This is a genomic window from Thalassotalea coralli (assembly GCF_055786205.1).
In genome coordinates, this window is record NZ_JBVVBK010000001.1 from 567,176 (window position 1) to 583,344 (window position 16,169).

General features: G+C 37.1%; 19 protein-coding genes, 2 tRNA genes and 1 other RNA gene. 7 read left to right on the plus strand and 15 right to left on the minus strand.

Features of this window, described 5'->3' with window-relative positions:
• Positions 1 to 188: 188 nt before the first annotated feature.
• The gene (locus tag ACOB80_RS02460) at positions 189 to 1,322 is read left to right on the plus strand and encodes an alpha/beta hydrolase (protein ID WP_473164214.1); all 1,134 of its coding nucleotides are present in this window, start codon (positions 189 to 191) and stop codon (positions 1,320 to 1,322) included.
• Here the strand turns inward: ACOB80_RS02460 and ACOB80_RS02465 are convergent.
• The 6 genes from ACOB80_RS02465 to xisR all read right to left on the minus strand — a co-directional run bounded on the left by ACOB80_RS02465 (position 1,311) and on the right by xisR (position 5,161).
• Positions 1,311 to 2,084: a substrate-binding periplasmic protein gene (locus ACOB80_RS02465; RefSeq protein WP_473164215.1), complete on the minus strand. Its 774-nt coding sequence runs from the start codon at positions 2,082 to 2,084 to the stop codon at positions 1,311 to 1,313. The genes ACOB80_RS02460 and ACOB80_RS02465 overlap by 12 nt on opposite strands.
• 313 nt (positions 2,085 to 2,397) lie before the next feature.
• Positions 2,398 to 2,829 carry a hypothetical protein gene (locus ACOB80_RS02470; RefSeq protein WP_473164216.1) on the minus strand — a complete coding sequence of 144 codons (432 nt, stop codon included), beginning with the start codon at positions 2,827 to 2,829 and terminating at the stop codon, positions 2,398 to 2,400.
• A gap of 29 nt (positions 2,830 to 2,858) precedes the next feature.
• On the minus strand, positions 2,859 to 3,404 hold the full coding sequence (locus ACOB80_RS02475) for a YgiT-type zinc finger protein (RefSeq protein WP_473164217.1): 546 nt from the start codon (positions 3,402 to 3,404) through the stop codon (positions 2,859 to 2,861).
• A gap of 15 nt (positions 3,405 to 3,419) precedes the next feature.
• Positions 3,420 to 3,734: a hypothetical protein gene (locus tag ACOB80_RS02480; protein ID WP_473164218.1), complete on the minus strand. Its 315-nt coding sequence runs from the start codon at positions 3,732 to 3,734 to the stop codon at positions 3,420 to 3,422.
• Positions 3,735 to 3,923: 189 nt separating this feature from the next.
• Complete coding sequence (locus ACOB80_RS02485) at positions 3,924 to 5,006, minus strand: Arm DNA-binding domain-containing protein (protein WP_473164219.1); 1,083 nt, start codon at positions 5,004 to 5,006, stop codon at positions 3,924 to 3,926.
• Positions 4,991 to 5,161, minus strand: coding sequence for an excisionase family protein (gene xisR, locus ACOB80_RS02490; RefSeq protein ID WP_473164220.1), 171 nt, complete (start codon positions 5,159 to 5,161; stop codon positions 4,991 to 4,993). The genes ACOB80_RS02485 and xisR overlap by 16 nt, the downstream gene beginning before the upstream one ends.
• Before the next feature lie 118 nt (positions 5,162 to 5,279).
• Here xisR and ACOB80_RS02495 point away from each other — a divergent pair, with 118 nt between their 5' ends.
• The 3 genes from ACOB80_RS02495 (at position 5,280) to ACOB80_RS02505 (ending at position 9,287) form a co-directional block, all read left to right on the plus strand.
• A complete protein-coding gene (locus tag ACOB80_RS02495) occupies positions 5,280 to 6,236 on the plus strand; it encodes a hypothetical protein (RefSeq protein ID WP_473164221.1) in 957 nt (318 codons plus the stop codon).
• Positions 6,237 to 6,325: 89 nt separating this feature from the next.
• Positions 6,326 to 8,137: an AAA family ATPase gene (locus ACOB80_RS02500; RefSeq protein ID WP_473164222.1), complete on the plus strand. Its 1,812-nt coding sequence runs from the start codon at positions 6,326 to 6,328 to the stop codon at positions 8,135 to 8,137.
• The gene (locus ACOB80_RS02505; RefSeq protein WP_473164223.1) at positions 8,118 to 9,287 is read left to right on the plus strand and encodes a hypothetical protein; all 1,170 of its coding nucleotides are present in this window, start codon (positions 8,118 to 8,120) and stop codon (positions 9,285 to 9,287) included. Before ACOB80_RS02500 ends, ACOB80_RS02505 begins: the two co-directional genes overlap by 20 nt.
• 62 nt (positions 9,288 to 9,349) lie before the next feature.
• On the opposite strand, the gene ACOB80_RS02510 is transcribed toward ACOB80_RS02505, so the two are convergent.
• The 4 genes from ACOB80_RS02510 to smpB all read right to left on the minus strand — a co-directional run bounded on the left by ACOB80_RS02510 (position 9,350) and on the right by smpB (position 12,383).
• A complete protein-coding gene (locus ACOB80_RS02510; protein ID WP_473164224.1) occupies positions 9,350 to 9,592 on the minus strand; it encodes a hypothetical protein in 243 nt (80 codons plus the stop codon).
• 117 nt (positions 9,593 to 9,709) lie between these two features.
• Entirely contained in the window at positions 9,710 to 11,059 is a 1,350-nt protein-coding gene (locus tag ACOB80_RS02515; RefSeq protein WP_473164225.1) for a replication endonuclease, read from the minus strand.
• Positions 11,060 to 11,451: 392 nt separating this feature from the next.
• Positions 11,452 to 11,803: a transfer-messenger RNA gene (ssrA, locus tag ACOB80_RS02520) on the minus strand.
• Between the two features lie 91 nt (positions 11,804 to 11,894).
• Positions 11,895 to 12,383 carry an SsrA-binding protein SmpB gene (gene smpB, locus ACOB80_RS02525; protein WP_473164226.1) on the minus strand — a complete coding sequence of 163 codons (489 nt, stop codon included), beginning with the start codon at positions 12,381 to 12,383 and terminating at the stop codon, positions 11,895 to 11,897.
• A gap of 134 nt (positions 12,384 to 12,517) precedes the next feature.
• Here smpB and ACOB80_RS02530 point away from each other — a divergent pair, with 134 nt between their 5' ends.
• From ACOB80_RS02530 to ACOB80_RS02540, 3 genes are all read left to right on the plus strand, one after another.
• Positions 12,518 to 12,961, plus strand: coding sequence for a type II toxin-antitoxin system RatA family toxin (locus tag ACOB80_RS02530; RefSeq protein WP_473164227.1), 444 nt, complete (start codon positions 12,518 to 12,520; stop codon positions 12,959 to 12,961).
• Entirely contained in the window at positions 12,954 to 13,322 is a 369-nt protein-coding gene (locus ACOB80_RS02535; protein ID WP_473164228.1) for an RnfH family protein, read from the plus strand. The genes ACOB80_RS02530 and ACOB80_RS02535 overlap by 8 nt, the downstream gene beginning before the upstream one ends.
• Before the next feature lie 135 nt (positions 13,323 to 13,457).
• Positions 13,458 to 14,114: a hypothetical protein gene (locus ACOB80_RS02540; protein ID WP_473164229.1), complete on the plus strand. Its 657-nt coding sequence runs from the start codon at positions 13,458 to 13,460 to the stop codon at positions 14,112 to 14,114.
• Between the two features lie 14 nt (positions 14,115 to 14,128).
• Here the strand turns inward: ACOB80_RS02540 and ACOB80_RS02545 are convergent, their stop codons facing one another.
• The 5 genes from ACOB80_RS02545 to ACOB80_RS02565 all read right to left on the minus strand — a co-directional run bounded on the left by ACOB80_RS02545 (position 14,129) and on the right by ACOB80_RS02565 (position 16,131).
• Complete coding sequence (locus ACOB80_RS02545; RefSeq protein ID WP_473164230.1) at positions 14,129 to 14,746, minus strand: hypothetical protein; 618 nt, start codon at positions 14,744 to 14,746, stop codon at positions 14,129 to 14,131.
• Positions 14,747 to 15,189: 443 nt separating this feature from the next.
• A tRNA-Thr gene (locus ACOB80_RS02550) sits at positions 15,190 to 15,265 on the minus strand.
• A gap of 75 nt (positions 15,266 to 15,340) precedes the next feature.
• Positions 15,341 to 15,416 (minus strand) — tRNA-Phe (locus ACOB80_RS02555).
• A gap of 158 nt (positions 15,417 to 15,574) precedes the next feature.
• Positions 15,575 to 15,859, minus strand: a complete 285-nt coding sequence (locus ACOB80_RS02560) for a TMEM165/GDT1 family protein (protein WP_473164231.1) — start codon at positions 15,857 to 15,859, stop codon at positions 15,575 to 15,577.
• The gene (locus tag ACOB80_RS02565) at positions 15,859 to 16,131 is read right to left on the minus strand and encodes an oxidative damage protection protein (RefSeq protein ID WP_473164232.1); all 273 of its coding nucleotides are present in this window, start codon (positions 16,129 to 16,131) and stop codon (positions 15,859 to 15,861) included. Before ACOB80_RS02565 ends, ACOB80_RS02560 begins: the two co-directional genes overlap by 1 nt.
• Between the last annotated feature and the right edge of the window lie 38 nt (positions 16,132 to 16,169).

A 16,169-nucleotide genomic window follows, 5' to 3' on the forward strand; every position in this document is an offset into this window, starting at 1 on the left:
CGATCCTTAAATTTTATTATTAATATACTAAGTCGGTTTAGGTAGGGAAATAGTTTGAATGTAAGGAAAATTAACTAAATTTTATCGTTTTCAATTGAGTAAAAGATTCAAATTCTTTCTAATGCTTTAAACCATTCCCCGAGCACATCCATCTAAGTGAACACTTGAAATCAATAATAAGAAATATAATGAAAAGAATAATCGCCAAATTAGTCTTAGTAATGCTGTGCTTTACTCACTTGAGCGTTAGTGCTTTTACAAAGTTTGGTAAAGTTGAAGAAACAACTATCGATAGTAAAGTTTTAGGCGAAAAGCGAGAGTTAGTTGTTTACTTGCCGGCAGGGTACGAAAATGACAAGCAGAGTTACCCTGTTTTATACATGACAGACGGCGACATACAAGGCCCTCATACCGCAGGCTCTATCGATTATTTATCAAAGTTTGATCAAATTCCAAACATGATTGTCGTTGGATTAGTTAATCCAAGAAATAAACGAAATAGTGACTTAACCTTAGCGAAGGTTAATAAAGAACTTTCTGAAAATATGGAAGGTGCAGACAGGTTTCTGGCCTTCGTTGAGAAAGAGGTTATTCCTTTCATTAAAAGCCGTTATCGCACCTTAGATTATCAAGCTTTATCAGGCACGTCTCACGGAGGTCAATTTGCAATAAACGCATTGATTAAAAAGCCTCACTTATTTGATGGTGTGATTGCTATCAGCCCATCATTATATTGGAATAACAATCAACTACTTGGCTTAATGGAACAAGCGTTAACCAAGCAGACATTAAAAGGGCGTTTGTTTATCTCTATCGCAGATGAACAGCCAATCATGACAGAGTCGTTCCAAGCCTTTGTAGACTTAACAAATAAATATCCAACAACATCACTTAATCTAGTTGCGAAAACTTTTGCCAATGAAAGCCATGATTCAACAACGTTATTGGGCCAATATTACGGTTTAAAGCATTTGTTTTCTGGTTGGGCGATTCCCAGTAATCCTCAAACATTAACCGACTTACAGGCTATTTATGATGCTAGGTCTAAGATGCTTGGGACAACCATGTTAATTCCAGAAGATAGAGCGAATGGTTACGGGCAGTGGTTACAATATTTAGGCCGCCAAGACGATGCTTTAGCTTTGTTTACATGGAATCGACAAACTTACCCTCAATCAATTAGTGCGCACAAGGCACTAATACAGGCATATCTGCATTTTAAACTAGTTGATGCAGCAGCAGTTGCGCTAGAAGAGGCGATTAAATCGGTAAAAGGGTTAACTTCAGAACAGAAAGAAGAACTTACAAGGTTATTTACTTAGCTTATTGGTATATTTTTCAACAAGTAGCTTTATTTCATTTTGACTTGCCTCAATTGTACCGTTAAACATTTCTATTTCTGATGGCGAAAAATAGCTCGGTCTTAACATGTAATGGACTGGGTTTAAGTGAATTGAAATATTGGTGGATTTTACTTCGTTTACCAATTTCGCTTGTTTGATATAGTAATTTCCTGCCAATTGATCTTCGATAGTGAAGTCTACGCGTTTACGTTTAACTAACTCTATGCGCTCTTTTAATAAGTTAGTTTCAACAATGCATTCTTCACAGTTTTCTTTGAGTAATTCAAATTTTTCGCCATAAACACTTCCTCGATTAATGGCGATTAAGTCAGAATTTGAAATTGTAGTTACGTCAACTCTATCTGTGTGTGAAAACAGCTGCATATTTTCCATTCTGTAAGGCATAGAGAAAACGGAGAAGCTTTCTCTGGCCTTGCTTTTACTCGCTGCAAATATTAGGTCAATGTTACCTTTTTGAAATTCTTTAAAAGCTCTGCTCGATGAGGAGAAAAACACATATTCGGGACATTTATTTAGCTTTCGCAGAATGAGCTCCAAAATCTCAATATCGAGCCCATGGTATTCTCCATCTTCTAGATAAGAAAATGGCGGCCAGTTGTTTGCAACACTAACAGTGACTGAATCTTTGCATGATCTGTTGTTTTCTCCATTAGCGAACAAGCCACTACTGAAAAAGAGAGTAGAGATAAATAATAGTGAACAGATGCAAGTGCGGGTCATTATGTAAGGGCATTTCAAATACTGCTGAATGAAACAATATAACATATTGAAAAAGACGCTGCGTTGGTTTGTTTTTGCTATGTTTAGCTAAAGTGTAAGTATAAGTGTTTGAGAATTACAGACCCCAATTTATTAATTTATTCGACCCTAAGTAGAATAGTGTGGTACTAAAGTGGTATTTGGGGGTGGTCAATTTTGGGTCAATAAACGAAAAAGCCTTTGCAATCTGTTGATTACAAAGGCTTAAATTTGGTGGAGCGGGGGGGAGTTGAACTCTCTATTTCTTCTTTATTTTCAACTTTATACATCTCTGTTAGTCACTTTCATGAGGTTTTGTAACTGAACTAGGTAGCAAAGGTAATAATACCGTTGGAATGTTTGCTTTTGCTGATGTGTAATGAGCATGCTCCCTAGCGTATGGCCATACATGAAAATTTACACACTTATCTATAAAAACAGAGACTTCTTCTTCTGACCAATCTAACATCTCAGAAAGACCATAAACTGCTTGAAATACCATTTTCAAACTAAAAATGCTTTCTTTTTCTGGATTAAGCCCCTCAATATCCAAAGAGTAATCGCATACAAAAGATGGATTTTCTTTTTCACCTTTGAACTCATGGTCTATTGCAATAGATATTCCAAGAGAACTACCTTCTTGAACATCTTCGTCAGTTACTTCAAAAAATGAGCTCTTTAAACAAATATTTGCTAGTTGCGAACATTGAGCCAAATATTTAGCCATTAAATTTATCCTTTCAATTTAACAAAGCATTATTGGTTTACGATGTTTTGAAATACCCAAGCTGGTTTATTTCCAAAAGTGTAACAAGTTTTAAACTGATACCTATCTTGATGAGCATATCTATCCACATTTATCACTATATCTTCTTCAATATTTAGCGATATGGCTTTATATATTTCTTTCAAACTTGAAGTTCTTTTTAGGTTTGACAATACAAGTGCACGGATACATCTATCTGCTTGAGGGTTTATCGCATGCTCGCCGGATTCCCAACGACTAACAGATACGTTAGTTGCTCCTAACATTTGAGCAATATCAAGACCTGTATATTTCAAATAGCTTCTTAAAAAAGAAAATTCATGAGATAAAAGAGGCCTTTTTATGCAACAAAGAGACTCTGCAATTTCTTTTTTAATTAGTTTTTGTTTCGGCAAAGATTTAGATACGTGTCCACAATCTTCGCAATAAGTTACAGGGACATTTTCAAGAAACACACGGTTTAAACCTATATTTTCTAACTGAATAGTTTCGTATGTTGTTTCTATAGCATCTGATTCACACACAGGGCATTGCATGGTTCACTCCTTATATTACCATTCTGTAATAATAACTAATTTGTATTCTGAAGGTATAACCGTAATGACTTCTGTCTTACCAATTACGTTTGTGTATCTTACTTTATACCTATACTGAACCTTTCCACTTCTTAATCTATGTTCTCTAACAGCAACTGCAGAGCCATTTTCCAGTGTCTTTTCGATCCAATCATTACAAATAAGTCGTTCCTCAGCTCTTTCTTCAGCGTGAACTGAGTAAATCCACTCGGTTTTATCAGAGAAAGCATATTCATTAATTACTCTCGTCGCTTCCTCTAAAGAATGGGGATTTTGTATTCCATTACTCATAATTATTAATGCAACTTATAAAAATTACAAGCCAAGTTTAACGTCACGTTAAAATTTTAATCCGCGGTATTTTAACGTCACGTTAAATTTGTGCAAGTTGTTTATGTTAAAATTTGTACAGCATCTTGCGTAATTGTACAAAACTATATGAACTATTTTTAATATAACAATGATTTGGCGACGAATAAATCAATTTTCAACCCATCTGCCGTATGCACTTAAAGTCATACCTATATCACTATGCCCTAATTGTTTGGCAACCCAAGCTACAGGCCTGTTTTCGCTGAGCATTGTAGATGCGTATGTATGTCTTGTATTGTATTGCTTTCGAAATCTCACACCTGATTTAACTAAGGTAGGACACCAACATTGATTATATAGTTGTCTATCATCTCTCCAAGGCTGCATAGTTTTAGGGTTTAGAAATATACGTTCAACACCTTTAGGAATAGTAGAAAGCTGTTTTTGTAACGCCTTCAGTGCGTTTGGATGAAGTTCATGTGTACGTTCACCTGACTTGGTTTTTGTCCCCTTGATACGACCATGAACAAGTGCTTGACGAACAAAAATCACTTCTCGATCTAAATCGATGTCTTGTCGGCGTAGAGCTAATAGTTCACTAGTGCGTAGGCCTGTCCAAAAAGCAAACCCATACAGGTTTTTAACCATTCCTGTCATTTGATTTAGGATTGCTTCTCGTTCTATGGCATTAAATGGCTCTGGCTCTTTTTTGGTATGCTTTGATCTCTCTATTCTATTAAATGGGTTCTCATCAATGTCACCATTGTTATAGATTAGCTGAAAAGCTGCTTTCATTATTGAATGAATTTCATTTTTGGTTTTACCTGAAAGTTTGACGGTAGAAGCCCAGTCAAGATAGATGTTAGGTTTAAATTCACATACTTTTATTGCTCCGAAAACAGGCTCTATGTGATTATTTACTTTGCTTATGTAGCCACGTTTTGTTGAGTACTCCCAGTTACTTTGTTTTAACTTAAACCAGCTATCAATAATATCTTTAATAGTGAGGCCTAGCTTATCTTGACCTGTTATTCGTGCGCCTAACTTGCTCTCTGGGAAGTGTGACAGGTAATCAAATTTTCCCATATCTATCTCGTAAAGAATTACGTCTCTCTTACGTTGAATTTCTTTGAGTTGTGTTGATGTTGGATTTTTAACTCTAATGGATTCGCGACAGCGAACACCTTTGTACATGAAAGATATCTGAACGTGATTTGGCTTAATTGTGATGCCTGTTAATTTGCTATCCACTTTTCTACCTCGCTAATGCTAATGAATATTCTCCCGTCTGGGGCTTTCTTAAATTGTTTATCTATTTGCCATTGGCCTTTTTTGATTTTTGCTCTTATCGCTTCTTCGCTATAGCCACATAGTTGCGAAAGCTTTTTAATAGTTACCCAGTTCATTTTGTCTCCTTTGGTCTGTACTGGACTTGTGTGGAGTTTGTGGCGTAGTATGTTGAAAAAATAGGACCGTAACTGATACGTAACTGTTACTTATTTATAAATTTCAAATGGTTGTGATATGGATGTCAGATTGATAAAAGAGGCATGTGAATATGCTATTTCGGTTATAGACGATAGTGATTATTCGAAACCAACACCAAAAGAACTACTTCGAAGGCTTTTTGAGGAAACTAAAAGTCGAATTGATAAAGGTGATCACATCGAAGATATTATGTTCGAACAAAGTGAATTGATATCACTTGTTAAAACAGGAACGTATTCAACTTCACAAGCCAAAAAGTTCAAGTCAGATCATTACGAAGAAGCAAAAATACTGCTTAGTGCTATTCAACAAGTTAATTTTGTCGACTTTGTTCGCATCGAACTTATTGAAACAGTGTCTAAAGGTGGAGCGAGGAACAAGAAGTTTCACCTGCTTAGCTTTAAAAGCACAGAGGGCACGTTTGATAAAGTTAAATCTGATCAAAAAAGCCATGATATTATTTATAGTGCGGTAGCATTACCAAGTCCTCGGTGGATTGCTAAACCATTTTTGTCGATAGAGTTAACTGGATGGCGAAGGCTGTTATTTCTATTTTTACCAATAGCTGGAATTTTTCTTGGGTTTATGTTGTTCACGTCTGTCGCATTTTTGTTAAGTAGTCAATCAATTCTAGCGCTAACATCATTTGTAACTGTTGCTTTTATTGCATGGACCTTAATGAAGCCTTTTTATGAAGCGTCTTTTAAGCGAATAGCCATGGCTCCCGATTGGATGATTCGTTGGGGGCAGGGAGATGCACAACTAGAATCAGTAAAACTTGATAAAATCAGGCCTAACGGGCGCAATTACAGAAAGCTTGAATGCGTAGTATATGAAGGAGTGTGCCCTATTTGTGGTAGCAAGGTATTCATCGAAAACGGAGAGCATGCGCTTAAAGGGCGACTTATTGGTGTATGTGATGAATCACCAAGAGAACATATATTCAGTTTTGATCATATAACACAAATAGGAAACAGTATTTCTAATTGTTAAATCGCGATACATGTATCATAGCGCGATAAAAGTCACGGTTAGCACTATATCAAGAAAACGAATCAACTAGACAGAGTTAGAAAAGTAAAATGGAACTAGTAGCAATATTCATATATGAGTATAAGAGCCTGAGAAACCTATTCATTAGTTTGAACAGTTCTTATTTACATGAATACGATGGACGTATTTTTCGTTTAAGTCATCAAGGCTCAGAGCTGGGTCAATATTATCAAGGCAATGCATTTTCTTTAATACTAGGCCAAAATGGCACAGGAAAAACTAGCATTATTGAGTTTATTGAAGGGTTATATTCTGGAATGAAGGGAGAAGGTTTTGCCGTCTTTTCAAATGGCAATACTTATAGCATCATTTCAAACCTTTCAGTTGAACCAAATTTCGAGTTTGACCGAGAAGTTCAATACATTGAACAGAAGGATAAACGTATTGGGTCGATTTTATCTGTTAATAATGTATTCGATATTAGTAAATATGTTTTTGGCGAAAAGCAGAATAAAAGTCAGATGCATTTGAACATATCACCAAATGCAATTATGGGAAGCTCCAGAAAAAAGGTATTTGAAAATGAAATCGGGAGAGAACTAGCATTTTTCAAGAGAAACACAACATTTTTGGATAGTATCGGAAACCCTAATCCAAAATATCAATTTTCTATCCCAATCCCACAGAAAAAACGAGCCACTAATGTTATTAACGCTAATCCGGAGTTAGCTAAAGATTTAGAATTTGAAGTATCAGTCTTTAGGGACCGACTTCATAGAAATAGTATGTTCAACTCCATAAATGAAGCAGCGAGAAAAAGTAGGGCCGATAAATTTCCGACAGACCTTTTTTTCAAGTCTGAAGTTAAAAAGACAAAACAGGAAATATTTGAATATGAAGTCAAAAATGCTGTTGATACAATTTTTAATAGAGACATATACACGAGTATTTGTGACTCTCCAATAGATTCATTTTGGAATTTAACAATATTCTTTTTAAGTGACTTATTTTGGAAAACAGCGAATGAGTTTTATACAGATAAATTGAAAAGAGACCACTTTTATCTCGCGACATTGATCTACACATTTAGCGATTTATCAAATATTTCATTAGATGGAACCAACTATATTCCGAAAAAACTTCACACCTCATTGGAAGAGCCTGAATTTGTTTATGATTTAATATTCGATGCTTCAAAATTATTGCTTGCTATTTCTGCACTAATAGACGAGAACGGTATCCAGCTTTACGTGGAGAACCATAGTGTTACCTTCAGTGTAGAAAATGAGGAAATTATTACTGAACTAACTGATTTGTTTAACTCACTAAATTATTTCCTAATATCTAATGTTGAGTTTGGTTGGACTGGGTTTAGTTCAGGAGAATCTGCTCTTATAAAGATGTTTTCAAGATTACAATATGGAATAAATAAAATTTGTGAGCAAACTCCTCATTCGACCGTCGTAATTGTAATGGATGAAGTTGACTTATATCTTCACCCCGAATGGCAAAGGTCATTGTTAAAAAGGTTATTACTTTTCATAGAGTCTTTAGATAATAAATTCGGAAAGGTGCAGATAATTTTGTCATCTCACTCACCACTCATTGCTAGTGATTTTTTACCAGAAGATATAATAACTTTAGTGAAAAGAAATGGTAGAACATTCGTGGTAGAAAAAAGTATAGGCTTTGGAGCAAGTATTAATCAACTTTATGCTAAGAGTTTTGCTCTTGAGTCTTCTATAGGAGAATATTCTAGGGAATCACTTCAACGTATACTTGAAACTATCAATACTGATAAGGTCTCAAGTGAAGATAAATTACTAATAGAGCGAATTGGTGATCGTTTTGTAAGAGAAAAGCTCTTGGAGTTATTGAATAATGATCAAGTTAAATCATAAATATTCACCTCGATTTATCAATGACTATATCGGGTCTCTTTTTGACTCGTTCTTGGAACAAAGGTTAGAAAAGTTTAAAGAAGTCTTAGAACAAGTTACCGATCAAGATTATAGAAATAAGATACTTTTATTTTGGAATTCAAGAACAATTAAATCATATATATCTGCTAAGCCTACATCTTTTAAACCGCTTATCAATCGAGTTTTTGAAAGTTTTCCAGAGGTGATCGAATATTTTGCGCCTACATTATATTTTTCTAACCTTAAACTTCCAGATTTTAAATATCAAAGCTTTGATTTTCGAAATAAGTTGGATAAAAAAGATTTTGACGGGCATTTACATTGCTACATAAAAGATTTGATTAAACGTTTTCCGAATTCTCTGTTGGTTGATTCAGCGATTAACAATTTAGGAAATATATCAAACCCTAGTGAATCTAAAATGATTATTAAGCGTTTGAAGTCATCCATGTCAGGTACAATCAAGGAAGATAATGTTTTTCCTTTATGGGTTAGAGAACTTGCAAAAGTTTTTGATTATGAGTCTATGCAGAGCCAGGTAGCGTTCAAAGTCGTAGGCTTTACAAATATAGTTGTCTGTCCTTATTGTAACGAAAACACTCTTCATATAAAGGATGGATGTTATAAACCTAGTTTGGACCATTTTTATCCTAAGTCAAAATATCCTTTTTTAGCATTGTCTTTATACAATTTAATTCCTTCATGTGATTTTTGTAATGGGAACAGAAAGAAAAGCTTAGACACCTATACGCAAGAATATGCTATGCCGTTCCTTCAAGGAGTTGATAATGCTCCATTATTCTCATATGAAATTGGTGTAGTGAAAGAAGCCTATGATCCGCTCGAAGTTTCTGATGTAGCAATTTTAATGATTGAGCAAGAAGAGAAATTGGAGCGCAATATAGAGCTATTTGATATCAAATATCGCTATAATCAGGACGAATACAAAGAAAAATTGATAACTATTATTGAAGGAAAGCAATCTATAAAGAGCTTTAAATTGGAGCTCTTAGAGAAAATGTTAAATAGGGACGTTGTTTTGAATAAACCTCCTATCAAATCAAGGGCAAAAAAATTCAACGTAGATTTAATGAATGAAATACTTGAACGTAACCATCAACTCTATTAGGTTTTAAAAGTGAAAACCTAAAAAAAGAAATCCAAATTTTTAAAGAGCGAGAGCTATTGGAGTTAACCCAATAGCGAAAAATTGTTTTCAAAATTGAGCTTTGTTACTTGTAATAACTCGTTTGAAAACTTAAGAATAATTTCAATTTCATCATTCAATGTAATGACACCAGCAACAAATGCTATATCTTCAATCTCTAAGTGGTGTTTGTGAGCGTCTTCTTTCTTGATGACGTGACTATTTAGCAATTCAACCGCTTCTTCTATGGTGAATTGCTCTGTAAATCCGAATTGTTCAATGTTCATTTTTCATAAGTCCAGTTTCCGATAAGGGGTGGTACAGTTATTTACACAAGTCCAAGAGCGCTTCGCGCTTCTCCTCGTCGCTCAGGCTCCGCACTCGTCGTCGCCAAAGCGCTTCAATCATGTTGGTAAGGGGTTAATATTTGCCAATTCCACCGTGTGGTCCTCCTCACGAGTACCACACGTTGTCATCGGCTCCGTATAAGGAGTCCAAATGTTAAGGCGAGTTCTGGTAGTTATGCCGTTACAAAGTAAACCAATGACAGATGGCTTTTTAGGATCACCGTAACGTGTGAGTTTGTTCTCTAAAACTTCACCTGTTTCAGTATCTATTTGCTCTGTGGTTTTTATTTCATAAGCGGGTTTTAATGGCCTATTTCTTCTAGGAAGCACAGGGCCACCCATCGCTAACACGTAAGCAGCCCAGTCGCCAGAGTCAGCGGCCCTAAAGGGTTGTCCTAACTCTTTTTGCTTAATTTCTTTTAAGCGACGTAGCTCTCTCCAAATTGTGACTGATGGTCCACCAATCTGCTGGAACTGACGAATTTTCCAAGTTGATGCCCATGCATCTATTCTATTTGCAGCTGATTTACCGTTGTTACCATAGAGATCTTCATCAATATTTGAACCGTCAATATTCTTTGATATGTATTTGGCAATATAGCCCGCTGCACTGCCTTTATTTGGATCAATACTCTTAAAATTGAATCGATGCTTTTTAGCGCCTTGTTCATATGCGCTCTCTTTCATAGCGTATTTTTCAAATATACTGCGGGACAATTCGACATCATCAGGGTGCATAAAAAGTAAGAGGTGCCAGTGAGGTGTTCCGTCATGATGTGGTTCAACTACTCTAAAGCCATATGGATGAATGTTTTTCTTGTGAAGAGCCGAACGTATTAGTTGCCAAATTGAATTAAAATAATCATTTACTTGTTTAGGTGTTTTACCCTCATATTTAGTATTAGGCTTCCCACCTTTTATTACGGCGTGCATTTTAGAGGGGGCTGTTAAAGTGTAAAACTCTCCTACATGTCCAAGTTCCTTTGATACTTCCTCAAATCCTCTAATTCTTGTCATTAATTCGGACTTTCGGACTTTAGGGTTGGCGACTGTTTTCTTAAATAGCTCTAGAAGTGTGTACGACTGTCCGTATTGATTGATTATTTGATTTTCCATCAAGTATTCATAAGAATTCCTTAATTGGTTTCTGCGATTTTCACAAGCGAAATTGCTGGCATACGTGCTGGCAGCGTTGTTGACTAAATTTAATTTTCGATGGACTTGCTCTATATGAGTTAAGCGAAGGTCATTGATCTGCTTGAACCACCATTTTGAGCAACTGAGTTTATTTAATGTTGGTTCAATTGATGTAATTTCCTGATGCAGAGGGACTTCTATTTTATATTTGGTTGCTAGTTTTCGACAGGTGGCGTAAGCAATTTCATTCTTACCCAATTCAGCAATCACCAATTGGCAAGTTCTAGACTTTTCTTCGCAGAACTTTTTAATGTCTTCACTGGATTCAGATAAATTTAAATCGTTGAATTGAAGTTCTTTATCAATTCTGCCTAAGAATAAGTTTGCTTCAGTATATTCGCGACTGTTTGCGATTTTGAGATATTGGGTGGCTAAGGCTTTTGCTAAATATGGGTGTTTTGAAAATATTCGGTTTCGGAAAGCACTACATTCTTTAGTACCGATTTCTGAAATGGCTTGGAGTAAATTAGTGTCACCACAGTGCCATTTTGAAGCCCAATCAGGACTATCTGAGACTACTTGGCTTTTAGATACAAAAAAGCCGCAGTCCTTATTATCAAAGGCCGCAGCTTGATTTTGTTGGCTCTCGCCAAAATGGGATTTGGTGGAGCGGGGGGGAGTTGAACCCCCGTCCGAAAAACCTACATCCTCGGTCCTACATGCTTAGTCGTTCTTTTATTTAACCAGTCAGTCGCCGAACGACAGGCTACTTTCTGGTGAGTCTGATACTGTTTCGCGGTTCACCCTCAGACAAGGTTCCCTCGCTAGCCTACTTGGGGTGACCATCGGCATCTCTAGACAATAGGCGAGTCTATGAGAGGATGGCTAGCATTAAGCTGCTAGTGCGAACGAGTCGTCGTTTGCAATTATGGTTTTGCGGCTTTTTACCAGGCCAACCGCCCCTGGGCATGCACCTTGGGTTTCGCGAATCCCGTCGAATCCTAAATCCGCCCCAAAGTTTGTTAAGTCTATGACTTAGCAACACACATTTTACTGCGTATTGCGTAATTACACAACGTGGTAATTTTTAACCAAATTGTGCTGTTTAGTTATTCAAGTTCTTGTTTTTCATCAAGCGGCCTTTATCAATTTGCCACTCTCTGTCTTTAATATCTGCACGCTTATCGTGAGTTTTCTTACCTTTACCTAAGTAAAACTCTAGTTTTACCCAGCACTGTTTCCAGTACATCGCAGTAGCAATAAGTGAATAGCCATCACGTTCTACTGAACCAATTAAACGGTCTAGCTCTCGGCGATTAAGCAATAACTTTCTTGAGCGAACAGGGTCACATACGACATGTGAAGAGGCTGCATTTAACGGAAGGATTTCCGAACCTACTAGGTAAGCTTCGCCGTCTTTAAGCATTACGTAGCAGTCAGAGATATTAACTTTACCGCTGCGAATACTCTTAATTTCCCATCCTTGCAAACTCATACCTGCTTCGAACTTGTCGGTTAGGGTGTAGTTGTGCCTCGCCTTTTTATTTAGCGCTATGGTATTACTGTTAGATTGTTTCGATTTCTTTTTAGCCATTATCGCTCCATCTTTAACGGCGCACATTATACAAAGAGAATCAGGGAAAGAAACGATTTTTCTGTTAATTAGCGTAAGCCTATGCCAATTGAACTACCTCTGGTATGATAGCGCGGTTATTTATGGGGGAATAAATGCCTACAATTAGTCGAAATGCGCTTGTTATGCATACCGCTGAGCAGATGTATCAATTAATCAATGATGTGTTGTCGTATCCTAAGTTTTTACCTGATTGTGGCGACAGTAAAATTATTTCTCACCAAGATTCTAAAATGGTTGCGTCTTTGTTAGTGGCAAAGGGCGGCATTAAGAAGTGGTTTACCACAGAAAATCAATTAGAAAGTAATTCAAAAATTACCATGTCGTTAGTGGATGGCCCTTTTAAGTATTTAACGGGCACTTGGAACTTAATTCCGTTGTCGGATGAAGCGTGTAAAGTCACGTTAGACTTGGACTACGAGTTTTCAAACAAAATGTTAGATTTAGCGTTTGGAAGAGTATTTAACGGCATCGCCAATAACATGGTTCAAGCATTTACTAACAGAGCGAAGGAAGTTTACGGAGCGGCAAATGTCTGAGGGTTCTCAAGTGTCTGAAAATATCCAGGTGGAAGTCGTTTACGGCACGCCAACTCGCCAAGAGTTGCTCACAGTTTCAGTTAAAGCGGGTTTAACCGTAGAAGAAGTGATCAACGAATCAGGCATTATTTCATTATTTCCTGAAATTGATTTAGCCGTAAATAAAGTTGGTATTTGGAACCGTGCTGCTAAGTTAAAAGATGAAGTGAACGATTTAGATCGTATTGAAGTGTATCGTCCACTTATTGCCGACCCGAAAGAAGTGCGCAAACGCCGCGCTGAAAAAGCCAAACAGGAAGGGCGCGCTGATAAAGTTACTGGCGGCAGAGTAAACCCGCTTCGCGGTGGTAAAGACGAGTAAGCTTTTTCAATACAAGGGTTATGGCTTTGAATTTAAATACCCGAATAATATAAATTTTAATACATTTAAACCTTTTCTAACTTTGATGTCTCTTATTAATGAATCAAACAAAGTTTGTTATAGAAAAGGATATCAATGAAATTACTCACCACTTTCTCTCTTACTTGTCTTTCGTTGTTATTGCCTCTCCAAGTCGCTGCTGATCAAATAGCGACGTCTAGTGAACCTATGCAGCAAGCGGCTGAGTCTAATCGCCGTTTTATCCCCGTTGAGCTTTTTACTGGTGCAGAGTGGGATGGAAAACACGAACTGAAGCTAAACAGCGTTTCAACGACTACTTGTGCATCTGCTGATGGTAAGCAGTGTGATAAATACCATATTAAAGGACCTTTTAAGACAAAAGAAAACAACACTAAAATTGCTTGGGCAGGTGAGCAGCTTACTTATTACTTGAGAACATTTTTCATTCCCAGCCGAGGTGAGGTTATCTCACACTTTACTATCAACAATTCTAAAGATGGCTTAGTCAGAATTTACGATAAACGTAAACAATGGGGCGAAAGAACTTACAGTGGTTTGAGTAGTAAATTTCCGCTTGGATACTGGCAGCAAGGTGAAGTAAGGCATTACGGTACAAAGAAGCCGGTGCGAATTGAAATCCTAGAGCTTAGCGATGAGAAAGACTGCCTAACGTTTAGATGGACTCTTGGCAAAGGTAAGGGAAAAAATAGTGACAATAACTATACGTTTTGCCCCAATAAAGGGTTAACTCGAATTACACATAACCGTTAATTAATGCTTATTGATTAGCTACAGGACAGCGCGATAAAGTCTTTGCGTTGAAAAAGCGCATCGTATTTTGCTTCCAAATACTGGGTTTGGCTGATCCACGCATTAGTAAGGTCAGTCAACGCCTTATAACTTGCTAATGGCGTTTTTTCGCCATACATTTTTAAGTCTACGACAGTGTTATTCATACGTTCAACGATCTTCTTATATCTGTCTTCTTGGTAATCAATGAGCGCGCCTATTTCAGTTGCTAACTGAAAATTAGCATAAACTAAATAGCCTGATTCGCCGGCAAGTGTCCATGCCGAATACCTTAAAGGTTCACTAAGCAACATGTCTTGAAATTGGCTTAATTTAATTTGGGTTTCAGACTGAGCTTGAAGCTCGATAACCGCAGCTTCAGATAAGGAAAGCATGCCTTGCTGGCGCGGAATATAGTCGTCTTTAAGCAACCCTCGGTTGAAGGTAAGCTCAGATTTTACGTTACACAAAGCGATCATAGTGCGCTGTTCTATATCTTTGTCTTCATCCCAGTCTTGTAGGGCGAATGCTAATAATATACTTGCGCTGATAAACGCAGATTCTGCAAATATTGCGCGCCATTTTATTTGAGAGGGTTTGTACTTAAATGGCATGAAAACTTCCTTTAATCTTGCTAGGTTTGAGCGCAGCACAGAAGGTAACACAACTAGCATTTTTTGCAAAAATATAATGAGATTAAGATGTTAAAAAGAATGTAAATTGTATTTGAAGACGAGGGCAGGAGCGGAAACAAAAAACAGCTAATGCTGGGCTTATCTGATAAATGGTGCCAACGGTTGGGTCGAACTGCCAAATCTACTTAGCTACTGATTCATCAGTAGGGCAGTTCTCTAAAATTGAGATGAAAAAAAAGCCTCAATATTGCTATTGAAGCTTTCTTATAAATGGTGCCGACTGCCGGACAAAATTGTCAGGAGCAATTTTGAACACACTTGTGTGGCCCGAAGGGCAATTTACATGGAAGTAAATTGTAATCGAAGACGAGGGCAGGAGTGGAAACAAAAAAGCCCAGCTAATGCTGGGCTTATCTGATAAATGGTGCCGACTGCCGGAGTCGAACTGGCGACCTACTGATTACAAGTCAGTTGCTCTACCAACTGAGCTAAGTCGGCACACGAAACTTGTGTGCGATAAACATGTGTTTATCTTGGCACCGAAATATTGATTGTCTCAATATCTCAAAATAATGGTGCCCAGAGGCGGAATCGAACCACCGACACGGGGATTTTCAATCCCCTGCTCTACCGACTGAGCTATCTGGGCATCTTTCAGAAAAACTGCGTTGTCCTGAAGACGGGGCGTATTAAACTGTTTTTCTCAAACAAGGTCAACACTTTTTTTTGAAAAAATTATCGTTTGACGCTTTTTTCTTCGGATTGTTGGATTATACTTCGAAATCTGGCTAAATTTCCTTAAAACCATTAGGCATTGTATAGGGTAAATGCGCCAATGGCGATGAAGCCGATTCCTGCAATATAAGATAAAACTTTTTCACTGATATATTCACTTAAAAAAGTTCCAGCTAAAACACCTGCCGCAGTCGCTACAATCAAAGCAGCTGATGCCGCAAAGAATACCATCCATTTACTTACCTCTTTATCGGCAGCAAATAACATAGTCGCAAGTTGGGTTTTATCACCTAATTCAGCGATAAATACCGAAGCAAATATTGTGACGAAAATACGCCAATCAAAAGAAAAATCCACTATTTACCTTGAGGAACGTAGCCTTCAATTTTAGGCTCGATATCATTAAACAAGTAATCTACCATTGTTTTTTCTAATACCGCGCGATCATCAGGGTTCATCATATTCATTTTATGTTCGTTGATCAGCATGGTTTGTTTCTTCTGCCAATCTGTCCAAGCTTCTTGACTAATATTGTCGAAAATACGCTTACCAACATCACCTGGATAAAGCTGAAAACCTAAACCTGGTGCTTCTTTTTTAAGTTTTTGACAAAAAACAACTCTGCTCATGGGAACTCTCTAAAATGATAAAGCTATAATGGCCGACA